Below are 21873 nucleotides of genomic sequence, written 5' to 3'. Positions count from 1 at the left end.
TAGTAATTTATCTATGTAAAATATTATTCTATATAAAATACATATTAAGTATTAAAAAGCTATTTCCTTATGATTTTTTTTAATACATTATTTTTAATAATAAACTTTTCATCTGACGTTCTTATTTCACATTCTGTATTTATTGATAATGACATAGTTTTCGGTTTTATTAATATTTGGGTTGGATAAATGCTTTTATGCCCAACTATTAAATAACTTATAACACAAACTATAGCTGCATACATACCAACTTCAGATCCAAAAAGCTCCATACACATAACAATTCCGGCTATAGGAGTATTGGCACAGGTAGCCATAAAAGAAACCATTCCTACAGCAGAATAAAAAGTTTGACTGCCATTAACAATATGCGCCCATGTACTTCCCAAAGTGGCCCCTACATATAACATAGGTGTAAGTATTCCACCACTCCCCCCTGATCCTAACGTTATGGAAGTAGTTAGTGTCTTCCAGAAAAAGGCTAGTTTATTTACTCCTTGTCCCATTACAGTTTTTTCTATGACTTCTTCCCCTATACCTAAGTAATCTGTAGTACCAGTTAATATAACTATTAAAATTAAAACAATACCTCCTATTATACCTTTAATAGGAGTATATATATTAACTTTTTTAAATATCTCCTCTATAAAATTTACAATCCTTATAAAAATCATTGCAATTATGCCTATTATTAATCCAAAACAAACCATTCGCAAAAACATTATTTCTGTACTAAATTGCTTCATATCAATAAAATAGCTTATTAAAGGCTTTGTTTTTAAAGCTCTTCCCACAAAAAAACTTACAAATGATGCTACTAAAGACGGAAATAATGCAAGATATGCAAATTGTCCTACATACAAAACTTCTGCTGAAAATATAGCAGCTCCTACGGGAGCTCCAAATACGCCTACAAATCCAGAGGCAATCCCACAAACAACTATTCTTTTTCTACCAGATTCATTAAGTTTAAGTATTTTTCCTATTTGTGATGATATCCCTGCTCCTATTTGGGTTGCAGGCCCTTCCATTCCTACTGATCCTCCAAACATTATAGTAAGTATTGTACTTAATAGTTTTACAGGTACTACTTTTATATCCATTTTCCCTGCTTTTTTATTTACAGCTTCTATTGCTTTTTCAGTACCATGACCTTTAGCATCCGGTGCTAATTTTATTACTATTAAACTACTCAAAAAAAATGCCAACGGCATTATTAAATAATAGTATTTATATTTATGAGTAACACTACAAGCTAAACTAACTATTTTTATGAACCCAGATGTGGCCATCCCTACTACTAATCCTATAATAGCGGCTAAAAATATCCATTTAATCATACTAGCTACTAATACATATTCTTCTAAAATATCTTTTTTAATCAATTTTTTCATAAAACCACCCTACTTTATATTAACAAAAATTTAATTTTTATTCAAAAAAAAATAAAACAGTATAGTAAAATTATCTCCTATACTGCCTCCATTTAATATTATTTATAAATATCTACTATTAATCCTGTTATTTCATCTATGGTGCTTGCCACATCTAAATTATCCTTTTGATCTTTTATAAGCATTTGTGTTAGCTCTTCTAATTTCTCATCTATAGTATCTACTGTTATAAAATACTGTGTTTGCCAAAAGCTAATATCTTTTTTAATATTATACATATAGGTTAAAACTGATTTTAAATAATCTTTTATCATTCTTTTATAGGAAGCTACATCCGCATAGCATTTTGTTGTAGCAAGCCTTTCTCCCTTTTTCCTTATATCTTCAAACATTTTTTTTAATTGTTCTTCAGATTTTCTTTCTCTTGCAAAATTAAAACTCTGTGAAAAATCCTTTTTATTGCTTATAGTCTTATTATCACTTGTTACTACTGGTGAAGTATTGCCTACCCTAGATATTTCCAAATCTATCACCTCTCAATGCAGTATTTATATAATATATTCCCTTAGAATTATTATATATTAAAATTCTCCAAAAAGCATTGAATTTTTACTATTTTTCTCCTATACTTTCCCATGTTATTCCTTTGTCCTTAGTAAAATATATTTTATTTTGAATAAGTGTATATCCCTTACTGCCTTCTACAAATTGAATACTTTTATCCTTAAGATTTACTTCACTCCATATTTGATGTACATTGGTTTCATTATTAAGCAATCTATATATTTTATTACCTGAATTATCTAGAACCCATAAGATACCATTATTATCCAAGCCATATTTTAATTCTATTCCTGACTCCATATCTATAGGAAGAACTGGTAACCAACATTTTCCTCCATCTTTGCTCTTATATACCCAAAGTGACACTTTTTTATTAAGAACATATTCTACTGGTAAATATCCATTCTCTTTATAAAAAACCGGAGGATAAGTATTTATATTTAAATCTTTTAAATTTTTGTATTGAGGTGGAATACTCAATGATTGGACATTCCAATTTTCTCCTCCATCTTCTGTTTTATATATAAATGGATCTTGATTACCATAGGTTTTTACTCCATACCAAGCTACTTTAGAATTGGTATAACTTACACCTGTAAAAATACTAAATTTATTTGAATACTTCATTACTTCACTTTTATTATCTTTTAATTTAGGAAAAATTCTTGTCCATTTAAAAATACTTCCTTCTGACTTAAAAATGCACTTTTCTATCTCTAAATAATTTGAATTATTCACCAAAATAATAAATATATTTTCTTTATCCACTATGTCTATATTAATATCAAAATCCAATTTATTCCAATGGTTATCCAAATACAAATTATATTTTCTCCAAATTTTACCTCCATTTGCGGTTTTATAAGTAACTATTTTATTATCTTTTTTATAGGCTAATACTCCAACATCTTTATTGAAAAATTTGTAACATAATCCTCCATCTTTTATTTCTTTTTTTATATTTTTATTGTCATTAACATTATTCCACTTTTTTATTCCAGAATCAGTTTTTAATATACCTTCTTTTGCTATAGCCCATCCCGAATAACTATCTAACATTTTAATATCTAAAAAATTATATTGTTCCGCTCCTTTTTCATTAAAAACATAACTATATTCATTATTATTTTTATATATTACAAAACACATTGACAATATACACAATATTAATATAATCCAAAAACTATATAACCTTTTCATATTACTTTATATCTCCTCCTAATTAATATATCAATAATAATTATTTCCATTTATTAGTTTTTTATCCATATATACACTCACCACTGTATTTTCGTACTTTAATAATTTTTGCATATTCAATAAAATTTAATATAATTAGTTTATATTAATTCCAATAGGAAATACTTATTGACAAATACTATAATATAAAATAATGTTGCTATATCATACTGTTAATACATAAGAAAGAGGGTAGTTAAAATGTACTATAAAATTATGATTGTTGAAGACGATAAAAATATTGCTAATTTACTAAGTTCTCATATAGAGAAATACGGATATACTACAGTTAAAACAGAAAACTTTAATAATATTTTAGAAGTATTTGAAAAAGAAAAGCCTCACGTGGTTTTAATGGATTTAAATCTTCCTAAATTCGATGGATTTTACTGGTGTAGGAAAATAAGGAGAGTATCCACATGTCCTATAATATTTATCTCTGCTCGTTTAGGTGAAATGGAACAAGTCATGGCAATTGAAACTGGTGCAGACGACTATATAACAAAACCTTTTTATTATGATGTAGTTATTGCTAAAATTAAAAGCCAGCTTAGACGAAATTATGGTTTATATTCACCAAATACAAAAGAAAGAGTGTTAAATTTAGAAGGTTTAACACTCTATCCTGAAAGACCCGAACTTAAATTTAAAGACAAAACTATTATTTTATCAAAGAAAGAAGCAGTTTTAATAGAAACTCTTATAAATAAATATCCTAAAACAGTAGACAGGGAAGTTCTTCTTGAATCATTGTGGGATGATGAAAATTTTGTAGAAGATAATACTTTAAATGTTAATGTCACTCGAGCAAGAAAAAGATTAGAAGAATTAAAAATTAAAAATGCTATTGAAACCGTTCGTGGATTTGGTTATAGGTTAAATATAACTTGGGGGAATGATTAATGAAATTATTTATACTAGAACATATGCCCTTCATACTTTTATATATATTTAATTTATTAATTCTACCATTAATTTATTATAATATAGGTGGCTTTAGCTCTAAAGAAAATATTTTTTATTTTATTTTCTTAAGTCTGTTTTTACTGATATGTTTTCTCATTTATAGATATATAATAAATAAAAATATGTATGAAAACTTAGACAGGAAAATAGATTCCCCTGAAGACTGCCTTCTGCAAATGGGTACTTCCCCTATTGGTATAAAATTAGATATATTTTTAAAAAAGCAATATACTGTTTATCAAAACCAATTACAAAAATATATAAGTAAGCAAAAAGAACATCTTACTTTTATAAATCAATGGGTTCATCAGATGAAAACCCCCTTATCTGTAATTCAGCTTATTATTCAAGATGGTGATTTTAATAATCTTAATAATATAAAAACGGAAGTAGAAAAACTGAATGAGGGATTAAACACTGCATTATACTTAGCTAGGATGGATACTTTTGAAAATGACTTTCACATTGAACCTATAGATTTAAACTCTCTTATCTATGAGGTAATTAACGATTTAAAGCGCCTATTTATAAGAAAAAGAGTATATCCTAAGGTAGAACTTAAAAATAATCATAAAATAAATTGTGATACAAAATGGTTAAAATTTATATTGAAACAATTTTTAACTAACTCAATTAAATACTCTAATAGGGAGAACTCTAAAATATTTATTTCTTCCTACGAAAAAAATAATAAGATTATACTACAAGTATGTGATGAGGGAATAGGTATTCCTAAATGTGATATAAAAAGAATATTTGAACCCTTTTATACTGGTGAAAATGGACGCAAATTCGGAGAATCTACAGGGGTAGGTCTTTATATAGTAAAAGAAGTTTGTAATAAATTGAATCTTAAACTTCAGGTACAGTCAGAGATAGGTAAAGGTACTTGTATAAAAGTTTTATTTTAAGGAATCCCTTCCTTACATAAATGTAATAATAATGAAACGTTATTAGATAGAGCAGTAAATATTTATATTATAAAATAAGTATTAACTATCTTTTATGAAAAATTCATTTCTATAGAAAGTAGGTAATCTAATGAATGAAATATTAAATTTAAATAATGTATCTAAAATATATGAAGGTAAGGTACCAACTATAGCACTTAATAATATTAATTTCTTCATGGAAAAAGGATCATTTGTTGGAATAATGGGTCCATCAGGTAGTGGAAAAACTACTTTACTTAATATAATCTCCACCATTGATTATCCGTCCTCTGGTGAAATCTTTGTAAACAATAAAAATCCCTATAAACTTTCTTATAAAAACCTTTCCTTATTTCGTAGAAGAGAGTTAGGCTTTGTATTTCAAGATTTTAATTTAATCAGCACTCTAACTTTAGGGGAAAATATATTATTACCTTTGATTTTAGACGGTTATTCTATTAAGGAAATGGAGAAAAAACTTATAGAAATTTCTCAAAAATTAAATATAGAAGATATTTTACATAAGAAAACTTTTGAAGTTTCTGGAGGGCAAATTCAAAGAGCAGCTATAGCCAGAGCCATAATACATTCCCCTTCTCTCCTTCTTGCAGATGAGCCTACTGGAAATTTAGATTCAAAATCTACTAAAGATGTTATGGAACTATTTGAAAGTTTGAATAAAAAAGATAATGTAACCACTTTAATGGTAACCCATAATCCCATTACCGCTAGTTATTGTAATAGAGTAATATTTATTAAAGACGGAGAACTATTTAATGAAATTCATAGAGGGGAGAGTAGACATAAGTTCTACCAACAAATTATTGATGTACTCTCTTTTCTAGGAGGTGATTATAATAATGACTTTTTATCAATTCGCCCTAACTAACATACGCAGAAATTTCAATTCATACATTGCCTATTTTTTAAGTAGCATTTTCTCCGTTACTATATTTTTTTCTTTTGCCATATGTATGTTTCATCCTACTTTAATTAATTCCTATGAAAAAATAGGAAACGTTACTTTTATTATGCTACTATTTTCTGAAATTATAATATCCTTATTTTCATTTTTATTTATACTATATTCTTTAAGTACATTTTTGAAATTACGTATGCAGGATTTTGGCATATTAACTATTTTAGGAGCATCACAATTTCAACTTAAAAGCTTAATCCTCATTGAAAATTTACTGGTAGGTTTTTTCTCTATTATCATAGGTATAATATTTGGATTAGCTTTTTGTAAATTCTTTTTATTATTAAGCTCAAATATAATAGGAATAAATATGTATTTTTATTTTCCTCGAAAAGCAATAATAATAACTATAGTTTTATTCTCATTCTTATTTTTTGTAGTATCATTATTTTGTTCTTTTATTATTCCCTCTAAAAAAGTAACAAAACTACTAAAAATAAAAGAGGAAAGCAATAAATATATCAATTATTCTTCTTTACTATCCATTTTATCAATTTTTCTAATTTTATTAGGATATTTTATTTCATATTTTAGTGAGTACTTTAAAAATTTCAATAATTATATACCATTAATTCTTATGCTAATTACAATAGGAACCTATTTGCTTTATTCTCAATTCAGTATTCTTGTAATCAACAAATTAAAATTAAATAAAAAATTTTATATGAAAAAAACAAATATTCTTTGGATATCAGATTTATCCTATAGAATAAAAAAAAATGCACATATGTTATTCTTAATAACCATTATTTTTTCAGCTGCATTTACCACAATATCATCATTGTATATATTAAATTATAATCAAGATTCTAGAATAATAACATATTTCCCCTTTACAATTTCTTATTTATCCCTTGATAAAAATATTGAAGAGAAAAATCATGTTTCTATTATAGAAAATACATTAAACAATAGCAATGAAAAATATAATAAATGTAAACTATCTATTATAAAAGAAGAGGTTATGGATGAAGACTATTATATAATAAAATTAGCTGATTTTAACAAAATATTAAATACTTTAAAAAGCAATAAAATTTTTTTAACTCCTATAAAATTAAATAAAAATGAAACCTATTTAATATCAAATTATAATAAGAAGCATTACATAAAAACATTACTTGATAAAAAAAGCATTTGGCTAAAAGATAATATTACTTTAAAAGTTAAAGGTGTAAGTAATAGAAATATATTCCCATTAGGAATACTTTCAAATTCTATAGTAGTAGAAGATTCTCTATACGATAGTATAAAAAATAATTATTCTAATATTACTTTCTATGGTTATGTGGTTCCTGAATGGAAAAACAACCTATCTTCCATTTCATCATTAAACAATAAAATACATAGAAAATATAAGGATTCATTTATATTTTTAACTAGCTCTGATGTTTATGAATATGACAAATTTCAATCTAGTTTACAATTATTTATAGGATTTTTTATAGGTGCCATATTCCTTATAGGGGCAGGTAGTTTCCTATACTTTAAATTCTATGTAGATATAAATGAAGACAAAAACAAATATAAAAATATAAGTAAACTAGGATTAACTAATAATGAAATAAAAACTTCAATTACCATTCAAACATTTATATTATTTTTTGTCCCATATTTTATTTCTATATTCCATACTTTTTTTGCTCTTAAGTGTTTACAAGGGGTACTGAGTTATCCTATTAAAATAAGATTTTTCTTTATATGGATTAGCTTTTTTATAATCCATTTTATATATTTTCTAAAAATACGCTCAAAATATATAAAAAAATTACTAAAATATACTATATAAAATTTCTATATAATTTATTTAAATACCAAACTAAAGTCTAAATTATTTATAAAGGCTTTAGTTTTTATTATGAATTAAACTTTTAGGTATTATATGACCTTATAAAAAATATGATAAATCTAATATAATATTCATGAAAAGTTAATATTGCAAAACTGAAAGGTAGCTGTAATGCAAATAAATAGTATGTTTTCTAGCTTCAATATATAATATGAATTGCAATTTAAATTTAGGGAGGTCACAATATGAAGTTAGATAGCTTTAAATTAAAAATATTAGTAATGCTACTTATGATTTTAGACCATGTAAATGCTTACTTGCCCAACATGCCTATATGGTTTAATTATTTAGGAAGATTAGTCTCTCCTGTTTTCGCTTTCTTAGTAGTAGAAGGTTTTTTTTATACAAGCAGTAAACTTAAATATATTACTAGATTATTTTTCTGGGCATTAATAATGTTTGTTGGATCTAAAACATTATGTTTTATTTTACCTAGCAATAGAGTAATACATAATAATATATTTTTATCTTTAGGTTTATCTGTAGTTCTAATGAGTATATTTACATTTATTAAATGCACAAAAGAAAACAAAAAACTCATGGTATTAGGTGTACTATTAGCCACGTTTATTTCATATTTAATGTTATATACAGAATCCTCTATATTTGGAGTAGTAATGACCTATATTTTTTATTATTATAGAGGGAAAAAATCCATGCCTTTAGTATATGTTTTAGTTTTCCTAGTACTTAACCTTGGTCCTTTAATTCCGCAATTTATTAATTCTTCTCCATCCTTTATATATGATAATTTATTCTTACTTAACACCCAGTGGATGATGATTTTTGCTATAATATTAATACTTTTATATAATGGGAAAAGGGGTATTAATACTAAACTTACAAAATATATGTTTTATGCATTTTATCCATTACATTTATGGATTATATATATAATAAGTTGCTATATCTAATAAAGAGCTGTTGATAAATTATAATTATCAACAGCCTAAACTATTTTTACGGATTAATTTTTAAATTTTTTACATCATTTATATTCTTATACTCTTTAAAAATTAAATATAGTGATATTAAAAATACTATACCATCAATTAATGGAGTTACAAACCATACCGCATCAATTCCTAATATAGATGGAAGTATTAAAATTGAAGGCACAAATAGTATTATTTGTCTTAACAAGACCATTATACCAGCATTTTTACCATTACCTATTGATTGAAAAAATGTTATAGTCATAATCCAGACTGCTAAAACTGGGAATATACTATACATTATTCTAAAGTTATTAATACCCTCACTAACTATAACAGTATCCGTTATAAATAATCCTAATACTTTTTTAGGAAACAATTCAATAGGTATCCAAAATATACAGGCCAAAATAATAGATGCTATTATAAATATGTTTGTACTTTTTCTTACTCTTGAAAATAAATTTGCCCCATAATTTGTTCCGACTACTGGCTGTAATCCTTGACTCATACCCCAAAGAGGTATAAAAGAAAAAGCCTGTATTCTTAGAGCTGCACCCATTAATATTAATTGATTACTTCCTCCATACTTTGTAGCCATTCTGTAAAGTAATGTCTGCTGTATAATGGTCATAAATTGCATCATCATAGCTGATATTCCAACGGAAAATATCTGTGGAAGTAAGCTTCTTTCAACCTTTATTTCATGAAATCTAATATTTTTACTCTTTTTTATAAAATGATACATTATAATAATTGCTTGTATAACTTGGGATATTACAGTAGCAACAGCCGCCCCTTCTATAGCATATTCACCAAATACTATTATTAATATAGGATCTAAGACTATATTTAAAACAGCTCCTATACCCATAAAAAGCATTGCTTCTTTCATAAGTCCTTCCCCACGCATTACCATATTTGCACTTTGAGCAAAATTTACAAAAATTGATCCTATAAAAATAATACGAAGATATCTTACACCTAAATCTAGAATCTCTCCCTTGGCCCCAGTTAAAAATAAAAGCTCTTTTGTAAATATTATCCCAATTGTCATTATAATAATAGAAAATATCAATACTAATGCTAGCAAATTCCCCATAATTTTATCTATTGTTTTTTTATCATTTTTCCCAATAGCTCTAGATAAAATGGAAGAAGAACCAATTCCTATTAAAGTAGCCACAGAATTATTAATAAGTGTTATAGGATATGCAACCCCTACTGCTCCCATAGCATTTTTCCCTATTAATTGTCCAGCAAAAACTCCATCCATAAAAGAATATAATCCTATTACAAGCATCCCAATAATTGCTGGAATACATAATTTAAACATTAACTCTTTAGGTTCTTTTTTTAGTAATTCTTCTCTATTCTTATTCATAGCTATACCTCCAATTTATTGAAATTTTTTATATTATTTTTACTTTTAAACTTCATTTAAGCTTTTACATTAATTTATATAGTTTCCCATTAAGTTAAATCAATTATAAACGATAATCATTTTCATTATCTACTCCAAAAACAAAAATGATCCAAAAATAAAAAAGTGTAAGATTAATAAATAATCCTACACTTTTTTATAATTAAATTTTATACATCAGCACTAACACTTTTTTCTTTAGCTCTTATAAATACTTTCACTATTTCATTAACTACAAGTGGTATTACCGACAATATACCTACAAACAACCAATCTCTTGGAAGTAAATCGAATACTTTAAACACTTTAGCAAAGAAAGGTACAGTTATTACTACATCTTGCAAAAATATTCCAAATAATACTGAAGCAATTAAAAACTTATTTGTAAATAATCCTACTTGGAATATAGATTTACTTGGATGTCTTAAATTTAGGGAATGAAACAATTGTGATACGCTTAAAACTACAAATGCCATAGTTTGAGCATGAGTTAAAGCATCCTCCGGTATATCCTTTGGAAACAATGGGAATAAATTAGGATCCCTAGTATAAACTTTCACTCCAACTACAAAAGCTACTAATGTTAAAACTCCTATTAAAATACCATTTAATATTAAAAACACTCCTGTACCACCAGAAAACAAACTAGCTTTAGGATCCCTTGGTTTTTCCTTCATTACTTCTGGATCACCTGGGTCTGCACCCAATGATAGTGCTGGTAAACTATCAGTTATAAGGTTAACCCATAATAGATGTATTGGTCTAAGTGGTGCTGGCCAACCAAATAATATAGCAAAGAATAATGAAATTATCTCACCTATATTACAGGAAAGCAAAAATACTATAGATTTTTTTATATTGTTAAATATGTTTCTCCCTTCTTTTATAGCAGATACAATAGTTGAAAAATTATCATCTGTAAGTATCATATCAGAAGCGCCCTTCGCCACATCTGTACCTGTGATTCCCATAGCTACACCTATATCTGCCATCTTAAGTGAAGGAGCATCATTAACTCCGTCTCCAGTCATAGAAACTATATTGCCCTTAGATTTAAATGCCTTAACTATTCTAACTTTATGTTCAGGTGAAACCCTTGCAAATACTCTTAAATTATCAACTTTTGAAGCTAACTCCTCCTCTGTAAGTTTATCAAGTTCCGCTCCAAAAATAGCCTGATTTTCATTTTCTGCAATTCCAAGTTCCTTGGCTATAGCTAATGCAGTATTTTTATGATCTCCTGTTATCATTATAGTTTTTATTCCGGATTTTTTACATTCAAAAATAGAATCTTTTACTTCTTCTCTTGGTGGATCTATCATTCCAACTAAGCCTATAAATATTAAATCATTTTCTAATTTATCAATTTCTATATGCTTAGATTCTATTTTTTTAAAAGCTGCTCCTAAAACTCTTAAGGCATCATCTGACATAGAGTTAGAAGCCTTTGCTATAAGATTTTTTATTTCCTCTGTCAATGGAACTATCTCACCATTAATATAAATTTCTTTACATAGGTTTATTAAATTGTCTGTAGCTCCTTTAGTCATTACATAATACTCAGAATCATATTTATTTACTGTAGTCATAAGTTTTCTATCTGATTCAAAAGGAATTTCATTAACTCTTTCGTATTTTTTATCCAATTCAATCTTTGCCATATCATATTTAAATCCAACCTCAAGTAAAGCTATTTCTGTTGGATCTCCAGTCTTTGATTCCTCGGAATAAGTAGCGTCATTACATAATACTAAGTTTTCCACTAACAATTTATGAACACTATTATTTAAATCTATTGTAGAAATATCACCCAAATTATTATCTGCATAAAACTTAGTTACAGTCATCTTATTTTGAGTTAAAGTTCCTGTTTTATCAGAACAGATTACATTTACTGCCCCTAATGTCTCTACTGCTGGAAGTTTTCTTACTATAGCATTTTCTTTAATCATCTTCTGAACGCCCATAGCAAGAACTATTGTAACTATAGCAGGTAGTCCTTCAGGTATTGCTGCTACAGCTAAACTTATAGCGGTTAGAAACATTTCAAATAAGTCTCTTTTTTGAACTAAAGCAACTAAAAACATTACTCCGCATATTCCCAGTGCCCCAAAGCCTAACAACTTACCAAGTTCTGCTAATTTTTTCTGTAAAGGTGTTAATTCATTTTCACTATTATCAAGCATTTTAGCAATTTTACCTATTTCTGTATTCATTCCTGTGCCTACTGCAACACCTACACCTCTTCCATATGTAGCCAGTGTAGACATAAATGCCATATTTCTTTGATCACCTAATGCAGTATCTTTACTGTCTAGAAAAAGTTTTGAATCCTTTTCCACTGGTACAGATTCACCAGTTAATGCAGATTCTTCAACCTTTAAATTTGCAGTTTCTACAAGTCTTAAATCACATGGTATATACCTTCCTGCATCCAATATTATTATATCTCCTGGAACAACTTCCTCAGATGGTATTTCTTTAAGTTCACCATCTCTTTTAACTATTGCCTTAGGAGTAGACATTTCTTTTAGTGCCTCTAAAGCTTTTTCTGCTTTTGATTCCTGTACTACACCAATTACAGCATTTAAGAGAATAACAAATCCTATTATTATAGCATCACTTACCTCTCCAAGAAGTCCTGATATTATAGCTGCAGCTAGTAAAATATAAATAAGTACATCATTTAATTGTTCAAAAAACATTTGAACAATTGACTTAGGTTTCTTAGTTACTAATTTATTAAGTCCATATTTTACTTTTCTTTCTTCCACTTCTTTGGATGTAAGTCCATTTACAGTATCAGTATTTAATTCTTTTATCACTTCATCCGTGCCTTTGTCAAACCACATTCAACTTCACCTCATATATATTATTTGTATATAAAGAATAAATTATTTAACTGTTTAAGTTTTTATGGTTTCTTTTTCATTCCCCCTCTTAAAATTAATAAAAAAAGACCTTTGTCCTATTTGTATAACAAATAGGACAAAGGTCTTGCAATCTCACCTAAGAGTAACTATCCGGGCTAAATGCCGTCATGACGAATAGTTATAAATTCGCTACTCCCCTTTGTAAGGTAGATTATAGCATATAAGGTGATTATGTTCAATATATTTTTAAAATATATTGAACAAGCTAATACATAATAATACCTAAAACTCCCGCTACCACAATTACCAATATAGGATGTATTTTTTTAGATAATAAAAGTACCATAATTATAATTCCAATAATTATACTTTTGAAATCCTTATAAGATTCTATAGCTAAAGATAAAAAAGCCGATATTATAAGTCCTATAAGTGCTGGTCTCATTCCCATAAGAGAAGATTTAATAATTTTTGATTCTTTAAACTTTAATATATAATGAGTAGCTATTGATACAAGAAAAAATGATATAGCTACCACTCCTAATGTAGCTGCTATACTTCCCCAAACTTTAGAAACCTTATATCCTACAAAAGTTGCTGAATTAATAGCCACAGGTCCTGGAGTCATTTGAGAAATACCTATTATATCACTAAATTCCTGAAAATTAATCCATCCCTTATTATTTACAATCTCCCTTTCGATAAAAGGAAGCATTGCGTATCCCCCTCCGAAACTAAAGGCTCCTATTTTTAAAAAAACTAAAAATAAACTTATTACATTTCCCATAATTACACCTTCTCTCTATAATAAAAGTAACCATAAATTCCTGAAAGTATAATTACTACTACAGGGTGAATCTTTATTATAGAAACAAGCAAAACAGTTACTAAAACTAATATTAGATTCATATAATTTTTTTTAACTGATTTAGATAAACTTATTACTGCAATTAAAACAAGTACTGGTACTGCTGCGGATATCCCTTTAAATACCAAATCTACATAATAATTATTTCTAAATTGCATAAAAAAAGATGCAATTATTAATATTATGGAGAAAGAAGGTAAAATAGTTCCAAGTAAAGCCATTATAGCACCTTTAACACCTTCTACTTTATATCCTACAAAAGTAGACGCATTTACTGCTAATGCACCTGGAAAAGACTGAGATATAACAACTATATCTAAAAATTCTTCTTTACTTATCCATTTCTTTTTATCTACTACCTCTACTTCAATTAGAGGAATCATTGCATATCCTCCTCCAAAAGTAAATGCTCCTATTTTAAAGAAACTCCAAAACATATTCATTAGCTTTTTCACTATACCGCCTCCAAATTACTTTCATATTCCTATTATACCCTAATGAAATCAACTAAAAAATAATCTATAATAGTTTTATTTTTACATATTAACATACCCATCTTTATATATTCATATTATTTACTATAATCATTATTTAATTTAAGGAGGATGCATATAAAATTGTTTAAAAAAATTAATATCTTCTTAATAACTTTATGCTCAATATTTACTTTCAATAATACTTGTTATGCTAAAGTCACTCCATATACTACTAAAGAAAATATAAAAGATTGCACATTAATAAGAATTCCTTTAGAAAAGGATGATGGAAGTATCATTTATATACCTTCAGATAAATTTTTCGCAAGTGGAAATGAAGGCTATTCTCATCAATTTTTTCTTAACCAGTCACTTAATATATTAAAAAATGATAAAGGAGATAAGGTTTTTAATCTTCTTGAGCCCTATAAAAAAACTATAATGAGTTTCTCAGACAAACCAGATAAAGATGAGAAAGACTATGGCTTTGCTTACCATTTTTATAATCCTTATACTGGTAGAAATTATTTACCTAAATATATAAATGCTTCTTATGAAACAGGGCTAGTGCGTTTTGAAAACCATACCAAAAATGCATTACAGAATTATAAAAATAACAGATCCTATTCTATGGAAGAGTTAGGTCGTGCTTGTCATTTCCTGGAAGACATAAATGTTCCACATCATTCGGCAAATTTAGTAGCTGTACTTAGCACTCATTCACAATATGAAGATTTCATAAATGAAAGAAATCAGGACTACGTAGTATCAACTAGTGATAAATACAACGAATTTTCCTCTCTTTCATTTGAAAATTATTGCACCCAACTCTTTCAAGATTGCGCTAAACATTCCTATAAATATAAAGATTTAGCTAATGCAAAAAAAGGTTTAAAAGGGGATACTGAAAAATGGAATATTGCAGCCAAAGAAACTACAAAGTATTTACAAGAACACTTATCAGCTTTCTTTTACAGATTTTTAAAAGAGGTGGAAGAATTTTAACATTTTCCCACTACATTACCTTAGACATGTACCCCTACCTAAAGTATAATAGAAATTATAAATTTTCAAATAAATATTTAAGGTAGGTGTTACAATGAATAAATCTTCCATAAGAAAACTTATGGCTGCTTCAGTGCTTACTACAGTTTTAGCAGTATCTAGTATACAATTAGTATCTGCAAGAGGCTCTTTAAACTTATCTGATTCTCCAATAAAAACTGGATCCTCAATTGCATCTAAATGTAATATAAACTTAAATACTGCAAATCAGGATTGTACAAAAAAACAATCTACCCGTAACACAGAAGTAAAAAAGACTTCTAATGGTAATACTGACTTCAAGAACCAGAATACTAGTTGTAGCAACAATTCAACTAAAGATAAAAATACTAGTTGTAGCAATGGTTCAACTACAAACAACAATACTTCAAATAATAACAACAATACTTCAAATAATAACAACAATACTTCAAATAACAATGAAATGAACAATAATAACAATAATGAGAGTTCAAATTCCCAAACAGGAACAAACAATGATTCAAGTATAAATGCATTAGAACAAGAAGTTATTAAACTTGTTAATGAAGAAAGAGCAAAGATTTCCTTACCTGCCCTTAAAGCTAATGTAGAGCTTTCAAAGGTAGCAAGGATTAAATCTCAAGATATGATTGATAAAAATTATTTTTCACATACATCCCCAACTTATGGTTCACCCTTTGATATGATGAAAAAATTTGGAATAAAATATACTACTGCTGGTGAAAACATAGCTTCAGGATATTCTACAGCTAAAGAAGTTGTAGATGGTTGGATGAACTCACCAGGGCATAGGGCCAATATTTTAAATAAATCCTTTACGGAAATAGGAGTTGGATTAGGTAAAAACTCTAATGGAACATGTTACTGGACTCAAATGTTTATAAATCAAGCTAAATAATAAATAGGAACTGCATACTGCAGTTCCTATCTTTCTTTTACTAAAGTATTCTAATTAAACACCTATTGTGGCCAAATATGTTCTTATGAAATACAAAATAAGTAAATGTGCTGGGTAGAATATATAAAAAAAGTATTTTATTTTTAATCCCCTCTCACCGTTGTAAAAATAAATTAGAATAAATGAAATATATACAATACCCAAACTTGCTGGCACCTCATATAAAAATACAATAATTCCTGATAAAATCTGTAATTTTCTATTTTCTCTAAATATATAAAAAAGAGATATACACAATATACCATAATAAGTAAAATCACATTTTATAAACTTAGCTATAGCACCAAATGCAACTATAACTACTATAATAGAAAAAATACTAATGGCTTTGTTCAATTTCCTACTATTAATAAGTTCAATTAAATACATTACGCATATTCCTAAAAATAATGTAAAGAATACATTATTTAATCGAGAAGCCGGCAAAAATGCCTTATTACCATAAGCCAAATTAAAAGGTACTTCCGAAATTAACGCAAAAATAAAAAGCCTTAATGCATATTTTTTTTTGTTACTTGTATGTATATATCCCTGAACAAGTAAAAAACAAAATATTGGAAAAGATATACGTCCTATTGCTCTCATTAACATATATATCATATTTAAATTTGCATTATTAGCCATTGCTGAATTTGCAGCTACAGGTATAAACTTATAATATACTCCCATTAAAATTAACGTTGCAGCAATATGATCAATTAACATAGAAATAAGCGCAGTAATTTTTAATGTGCTTCCTGTAAATCCTCTTTTTGTTGATAATTCTTTATTTTCAGATATAGATGCGTTCAATAATATCACTCCCAAAATAATTTTGCAATTTCTCTAACCTGCTAACTCTTCGATAAAATTTTCATATAACTAATACTATATTCTTTTTATCTTCTCCCTTCATATATTATTTTCAAAACATAAATTAGGCCTAAAAAAATACTAATCTGAATAACAAGTTATATTATTAATATAAAAATTTTGTTCTCCTTAAATGGATTTTTAATATAAACCTTTACATAAAATAAACACTTGTCCATATTTAAGTAATACGTAGACACTCTCATTTTAAATTTTAACTTCTTTTTAAAATTTTGTCAAATTTTTGTATAAAAATTTAAATTCATATATTTATAAAATTTTTTATAATATATATATAATGTCTTTTTATAAGTTGCTAATCTAATAGTCAACTTTAATAAATAATAAGAACTGCATAATACAGTTCTTATTATTCTAAACATTATTTTGAATTTAAAATATTTAAAAGTGATAACCCTTCTACCCTATCTTTTATCTCATTCTTGTCTACAGAATATAGTCCTAATTTTTTCATTCTTTCAAAATAAACTGAACCAGAAAAAGTAAATTTTTTACTTAGTCCTTCTTCACTTTTAACCTCTTCATTTACGAATGCAATTCCATCTCCTATGGAAAGTTTTCTTGGAAATGAGAGCATACTGCATCCACAAATATATTTTACACTATTATATCCAGCTAAAGTACCCGTTACTATAGCCTCAGTATGCCCAACTAGTGGGCCAGCTTTTTCACCTGCACAAAATAGATTTTCTACATCTAATACTTTTAAATAATTGTCTCTTGGACACATGCCAATAAATCTTATGGAATTCCCCTTACTACCCGCATAAGGATCCTCATACTTTACATTTTTAAAACCAGGTATTTTTCTTAATTTTTCTATATTATAATAAGGTGCCATAAGTTTTGCATGACCAGTATCTAAAATTATTAAATTATTTTTAAATTCTTTTAATGCATATTGTTGACATGCTTTTACTCCTAAATGATCATCCACAAGCTCCTGTGGAATTGGTACTATACATACCCCATCTTTATTTAATTTCTCCTGTATTTCTGTACTTAATGATTCTTTAAGCAACTTACAAGATCCACTCATTGCTCCTACTTGCCCGTTTTTTCTCTTAGCTATATATTCCTTTACCCCTGCTAAAGATGCTATACTTTTCCTTCCTCCAAAACTAGGACATCTAATTATACACATAGCACATCCATTGCCGTATTTACTACAATTTTCCATAGGACCTGCTGTACCAGTACAATCTATAAAAACATCCCCTTCATATATAAATTTTTTATCATCCTCAACACCGATTATCCTGTTATTTTCCATATGCACTTTCACTGCTCTACTCATAAATTCTATTTTAATACCCATATTTTCTAAAAAATTTTTAACAGCTCCATGTATTTTCCCTACATTATATAACCTTGCATGAGCATGTCCTGGGAAATTTATATTATCGTGTTTACAACACTGCTTACATATATTAAATAATTCTCCTCCTCCAAGGTAACTAAGTTCAAGTTCTGCTGTATATCTACCATTATTTCTCATTATCCCACCTACAAGTCCTGTTCCTAATATCATGTCAGTTCTTTCCAATATAGTAACCTGAGCCCCTAATTTTCTTGCACTTACCGCTGATGCACATCCTGCCCAACCACCACCTACTACTATGACCTTCATATTATCAACCACCTACTTATTTAATAACTATGTCACCATCCACATCAGTTCTAATTATGTTAATTCTCATTTTCTTTAATTTTTCAATTATTTCTTCATCCGGGCTCTCTTCTCCATTGCAAGTTATAATTACCGTTAAAGGGCGTACTCTTCTTAAAAATAAATTGCTACTACTAGTATTAAGTCCATGATGAGGAAGTTTTAATATGTCACATTTTCCTATAATGCCTTCCTTTACAATTTCCTTCTCTCTTTCTTTTTCTATATCAGATGCAAATATATATCTTCTACCATTTATTTTTCCTGCTATAACTATAGCATTGTTATTTTCAATCTCCTGATCATAATCCTTAGCTTTTATAGTTATAAGTTTTATATCATTTTTCTTTATTTTAAATTCATCTTTTATAAAAGACACATCTACTCCACTAACATATAAATATCTATATATAATATCTCTCATTACATCAGGATGAGATGGAATAAATACTTTATCTACCTTTTTATATTTTAAAATTTTTTCAAGTCCCCCATAATGATCATTATGATAATGGGTTATAAAAATATAATTTATTCTGTCTACATCATTACTACTTAAATAGTCTAAAACTTTATCTGCAGATTCCTCTGCTCCTGTATCAATTAATATATTAAAATCTTTAGACTTTATTAAAATACAGTCACTTTGACGTGTATTTATAAAATGCACCTCACTACTTTCCTTAGCGTATACCTTTGAAGTACACATAAGTAAAATAATAACTATACAACAAATAACTTTTTTAAATACTTTCAAACATTGCACCTCCTTTATTCCTATAACTTTAAGTTTAGTATTTGTATTCATAGTAAATTTAATGTATAGAATGATCCTAAATTAACACAAAAAAGATAATTCACAATTGTTAACAATACCATTTAGTATATAAATTAAAAAATATTAAAGTAGGATAAGTTCGAAAAGAACTTATCCTACTTTCTATATTATAGTTTATATATTTTTTCTCTATTCTCCTTTACTTCCTTTGTAGCATTTCTTGTATCATATAATATTTTAGATTTTTTCACTATATTCTCATAATCATAACAACTATGATTTGTAATTATAATTACAATATCAGCCTTATCCAATCCTACATCTAAATCTACAGATTTATATGATTTACCTTTATGACTAAACTGTGGTATATATGGATCATTAAATTGTATATTTGCTCCATTTTCCTCTAAATGTTCTATTACTTTCAATATGGGAGATTCTCTCATATCATCTATATCATTTTTATAAGCAGCACCTAATAGTAAAACTATTGATCCATTCATAGCCTTTTTGTGTTTATTTAGTAATTTCATAGCGTTTTCTACCACAAATTCAGGCATACGATCATTTATTTCACCCGATACTTCAATTAATCTTGTATGAAAATCATATTCTTTTGCCTTCCATTCTAAATAATAGGGATCTAGAGGTATACAATGCCCACCAAGTCCTGGCCCTGGATAAAATGCCATAAATCCGTAAGGCTTTGTTTTCGCTGCATCTATAACTTCAAATACATCTATATTCATTTTTTTACATAGTATAGCCATTTCATTAGCCAATGCTATATTTATATTTCTAAAGGCATTTTCTAATATTTTTTCCATTTCAGCTACTGCTGGAGATGATACTACATATACTTCCCCCTCTAAAACACTTCTATAAAGCATGGCCGCAACTTCTGTACATTCTTCTGTACAACCACCTACAACTTTAGGTGTATTTTTAGTCTTAAATTGTTTGTTTCCTGGATCTACCCTTTCTGGTGAAAATGCTAAAAAGAAATCTTTTCCACACTTTAAACCTGTCTCTTCAAAAATCGGTTTTAAAACTTCTTCTGTTGTTCCAGGATAAGTTGTGCTCTCCAAGACTATAAGCATACCCCTATGAATGTATTTTTCAATACTCCTAGCAGAATTAACAACATATGATATATCTGGCTGTTTATATAAATCTAAAGGTGTTGGTACACATATGGCTACTGCATCCACCTGACTTACAAACGAAAAATCTGTAGTAGCTTTTAATTGGCCTTTCCTAACTAAATCTTCTAATTCATTATCAATTATATCTCCTATATAATTTTTCCCCTCATTGACAAGTTGTACTTTTTTATCCTGGACATCAAAACCTATAACTTGAAATCCTGCCTTAGCTTTTTCTACAGCTAATGGAAGCCCCACATAACCTAATCCTACTACACCTAATTTAGCTGTTCTATTTTTTAATTTAGATATTAAATTTCTTTTTAATTGAGACATTTTATACCTCCTAGTTCTATACCTAACACTTAATTTATAAACTAAAAATTTTGTGTTACTTTTTTATACTTTATTATTTTATGTTTAAATACAATAAATACTACCTATTTTTTCCACATATTATTTTTCTCTTTACTTTTAGTGGTTCCAATAGCTTTCATTTATTAATTAACAAATTGTATAAATGTAAATAAAAATATATTAAGACTCCAAGTCCCTATATAAAGACTGAAGTCCTAATATACAAATAGTCTTATTATTAACATGTATATCTATCCTGTACATGCTACCATTTTAATAATACTATACTAAATATATAATATATGGTCATTGGGTATTTCAATATTTATTTATATATTAATTACTGGGTATAGTATTATTTGGTGCCATATTTTTGTACATTATATTATTCTCATCGTCCCTTTCATAATGATTTTCTTCACAATCATCAAATAAATTCTCCATTTGTTGTGGTGGATAAAGTGTTGGTATTTCTCTTTCCATAAATTCTTTACATGGATCATGTGAACAATCACATTCTTCTGGTACTGGGCAATATCCATAAG

The 21873-nt window shown here is 27.4% G+C and carries 18 protein-coding genes and 2 pseudogenes; 8 read left to right on the top strand and 12 right to left on the bottom strand.

The window, feature by feature from the left end; translation table 11 throughout:
• Positions 1-59 precede the first annotated feature (59 nt).
• The 3 genes from EJL03_RS00095 to EJL03_RS00085 all read right to left on the bottom strand — a co-directional run bounded on the left by EJL03_RS00095 (position 60) and on the right by EJL03_RS00085 (position 3158).
• Positions 60-1394, bottom strand: a complete 1335-nt coding sequence (locus EJL03_RS00095; protein ID WP_125151938.1) for a chloride channel protein — start codon at positions 1392-1394, stop codon at positions 60-62.
• Between the two features lie 98 nt (positions 1395-1492).
• Positions 1493-1918, bottom strand: a complete 426-nt coding sequence (locus EJL03_RS00090) for a YaaR family protein (protein ID WP_125151937.1) — start codon at positions 1916-1918, stop codon at positions 1493-1495.
• An 88-nt stretch (positions 1919-2006) separates the two neighbouring features.
• Positions 2007-3158, bottom strand: coding sequence for a WD40/YVTN/BNR-like repeat-containing protein (locus tag EJL03_RS00085; RefSeq protein ID WP_125151936.1), 1152 nt, complete (start codon positions 3156-3158; stop codon positions 2007-2009).
• A 240-nt stretch (positions 3159-3398) separates the two neighbouring features.
• Between EJL03_RS00085 and EJL03_RS00080 the strand changes: the two genes are divergently transcribed.
• The 6 genes and pseudogenes from EJL03_RS00080 (at position 3399) to EJL03_RS00060 (ending at position 8837) form a co-directional block, all read left to right on the top strand.
• Positions 3399-4100: a response regulator transcription factor gene (locus EJL03_RS00080; protein WP_206427319.1), complete on the top strand. Its 702-nt coding sequence runs from the start codon at positions 3399-3401 to the stop codon at positions 4098-4100.
• 239 nt (positions 4101-4339) lie between these two features.
• Positions 4340-5074, top strand: a complete 735-nt coding sequence (locus EJL03_RS00075; protein WP_164508958.1) for a sensor histidine kinase — start codon at positions 4340-4342, stop codon at positions 5072-5074.
• A gap of 130 nt (positions 5075-5204) precedes the next feature.
• Positions 5205-5984 carry an ABC transporter ATP-binding protein gene (locus tag EJL03_RS00070; protein ID WP_125151934.1) on the top strand — a complete coding sequence of 260 codons (780 nt, stop codon included), beginning with the start codon at positions 5205-5207 and terminating at the stop codon, positions 5982-5984.
• Positions 5956-6489, top strand: a pseudogene (locus tag EJL03_RS16740) (FtsX-like permease family protein); the annotation flags it as partial. The gene EJL03_RS00070 and the pseudogene EJL03_RS16740, both read left to right, overlap by 29 nt.
• Before the next feature lie 249 nt (positions 6490-6738).
• A complete protein-coding gene (locus tag EJL03_RS16280; RefSeq protein WP_243108561.1) occupies positions 6739-7863 on the top strand; it encodes an FtsX-like permease family protein in 1125 nt (374 codons plus the stop codon).
• A 245-nt stretch (positions 7864-8108) separates the two neighbouring features.
• A complete protein-coding gene (locus EJL03_RS00060) occupies positions 8109-8837 on the top strand; it encodes a TraX family protein (RefSeq protein ID WP_125151932.1) in 729 nt (242 codons plus the stop codon).
• 46 nt (positions 8838-8883) lie between these two features.
• Here EJL03_RS00060 and EJL03_RS00055 read toward each other — a convergent pair whose 3' ends face one another.
• From EJL03_RS00055 to EJL03_RS00040, 4 genes are all read right to left on the bottom strand, one after another.
• Positions 8884-10242, bottom strand: coding sequence for an MATE family efflux transporter (locus EJL03_RS00055; protein WP_125151931.1), 1359 nt, complete (start codon positions 10240-10242; stop codon positions 8884-8886).
• A gap of 209 nt (positions 10243-10451) precedes the next feature.
• Positions 10452-13133, bottom strand: a complete 2682-nt coding sequence (locus tag EJL03_RS00050) for a cation-translocating P-type ATPase (RefSeq protein ID WP_125151930.1) — start codon at positions 13131-13133, stop codon at positions 10452-10454.
• Between the two features lie 286 nt (positions 13134-13419).
• Positions 13420-13941: a chromate transporter gene (locus EJL03_RS00045; protein ID WP_125151929.1), complete on the bottom strand. Its 522-nt coding sequence runs from the start codon at positions 13939-13941 to the stop codon at positions 13420-13422.
• Between the two features lie 2 nt (positions 13942-13943).
• Entirely contained in the window at positions 13944-14477 is a 534-nt protein-coding gene (locus EJL03_RS00040; RefSeq protein ID WP_125151928.1) for a chromate transporter, read from the bottom strand.
• Between the two features lie 162 nt (positions 14478-14639).
• On the opposite strand from EJL03_RS00040, the gene EJL03_RS00035 reads away from it, so the two are divergent.
• Both EJL03_RS00035 and EJL03_RS00030 read left to right on the top strand, forming a co-directional pair.
• Positions 14640-15503: a zinc dependent phospholipase C family protein gene (locus tag EJL03_RS00035; RefSeq protein ID WP_164508957.1), complete on the top strand. Its 864-nt coding sequence runs from the start codon at positions 14640-14642 to the stop codon at positions 15501-15503.
• A gap of 94 nt (positions 15504-15597) precedes the next feature.
• Complete coding sequence (locus tag EJL03_RS00030; protein ID WP_125151926.1) at positions 15598-16443, top strand: CAP domain-containing protein; 846 nt, start codon at positions 15598-15600, stop codon at positions 16441-16443.
• A 54-nt stretch (positions 16444-16497) separates the two neighbouring features.
• Here EJL03_RS00030 and EJL03_RS00025 read toward each other — a convergent pair whose 3' ends face one another.
• The 5 genes and pseudogenes from EJL03_RS00025 to EJL03_RS00005 form a co-directional block, all read right to left on the bottom strand.
• Positions 16498-17295 carry a TraX family protein gene (locus EJL03_RS00025; protein ID WP_125151925.1) on the bottom strand — a complete coding sequence of 266 codons (798 nt, stop codon included), beginning with the start codon at positions 17293-17295 and terminating at the stop codon, positions 16498-16500.
• Positions 17296-17737: 442 nt separating this feature from the next.
• Positions 17738-19006: an FAD-dependent oxidoreductase gene (locus EJL03_RS00020; RefSeq protein ID WP_125151924.1), complete on the bottom strand. Its 1269-nt coding sequence runs from the start codon at positions 19004-19006 to the stop codon at positions 17738-17740.
• A 16-nt stretch (positions 19007-19022) separates the two neighbouring features.
• Positions 19023-19802, bottom strand: a complete 780-nt coding sequence (locus EJL03_RS00015; protein ID WP_164508956.1) for a ComEC/Rec2 family competence protein — start codon at positions 19800-19802, stop codon at positions 19023-19025.
• A gap of 188 nt (positions 19803-19990) precedes the next feature.
• On the bottom strand, positions 19991-21307 hold the full coding sequence (locus EJL03_RS00010; RefSeq protein WP_125151922.1) for a nucleotide sugar dehydrogenase: 1317 nt from the start codon (positions 21305-21307) through the stop codon (positions 19991-19993).
• A 357-nt stretch (positions 21308-21664) separates the two neighbouring features.
• Positions 21665-21873: pseudogene (locus EJL03_RS00005) on the bottom strand (exosporium protein CsxA); the annotation flags it as partial.

The organism is Clostridium rectalis, from assembly GCF_900626095.1.
Taxonomy (GTDB): domain Bacteria; phylum Bacillota; class Clostridia; order Clostridiales; family Clostridiaceae; genus Clostridium_AS; species Clostridium_AS rectalis.
The sequence above is the reverse complement of the archived record's forward strand: the minus strand, read 5'-3'. Positions and strand labels throughout refer to the sequence as shown.

What these genes read in the sequence shown, in the direction of transcription:
- EJL03_RS00095 (WP_125151938.1), bottom strand. Translation starts at nt 1,394, where the DNA reads ATGAAAAAATTGATTAAAAAAGATATTTTAGAAGAATATGTATTAGTA.
- EJL03_RS00085 (WP_125151936.1), bottom strand. Translation starts at nt 3,158, where the DNA reads ATGAAAAGGTTATATAGTTTTTGGATTATATTAATATTGTGTATATTG.
- EJL03_RS00080 (WP_206427319.1), top strand. Translation starts at nt 3,399, where the DNA reads ATGTACTATAAAATTATGATTGTTGAAGACGATAAAAATATTGCTAAT.
- EJL03_RS00075 (WP_164508958.1), top strand. Translation starts at nt 4,340, where the DNA reads ATGGGTACTTCCCCTATTGGTATAAAATTAGATATATTTTTAAAAAAG.
- EJL03_RS00070 (WP_125151934.1), top strand. Translation starts at nt 5,205, where the DNA reads ATGAATGAAATATTAAATTTAAATAATGTATCTAAAATATATGAAGGT.
- EJL03_RS16280 (WP_243108561.1), top strand. Translation starts at nt 6,739, where the DNA reads ATGAAAAAAACAAATATTCTTTGGATATCAGATTTATCCTATAGAATA.
- EJL03_RS00060 (WP_125151932.1), top strand. Translation starts at nt 8,109, where the DNA reads ATGAAGTTAGATAGCTTTAAATTAAAAATATTAGTAATGCTACTTATG.
- EJL03_RS00055 (WP_125151931.1), bottom strand. Translation starts at nt 10,242, where the DNA reads ATGAATAAGAATAGAGAAGAATTACTAAAAAAAGAACCTAAAGAGTTA.
- EJL03_RS00050 (WP_125151930.1), bottom strand. Translation starts at nt 13,133, where the DNA reads ATGTGGTTTGACAAAGGCACGGATGAAGTGATAAAAGAATTAAATACT.
- EJL03_RS00045 (WP_125151929.1), bottom strand. Translation starts at nt 13,941, where the DNA reads ATGGGAAATGTAATAAGTTTATTTTTAGTTTTTTTAAAAATAGGAGCC.
- EJL03_RS00030 (WP_125151926.1), top strand. Translation starts at nt 15,598, where the DNA reads ATGAATAAATCTTCCATAAGAAAACTTATGGCTGCTTCAGTGCTTACT.
- EJL03_RS00020 (WP_125151924.1), bottom strand. Translation starts at nt 19,006, where the DNA reads ATGAAGGTCATAGTAGTAGGTGGTGGTTGGGCAGGATGTGCATCAGCG.
- EJL03_RS00010 (WP_125151922.1), bottom strand. Translation starts at nt 21,307, where the DNA reads ATGTCTCAATTAAAAAGAAATTTAATATCTAAATTAAAAAATAGAACA.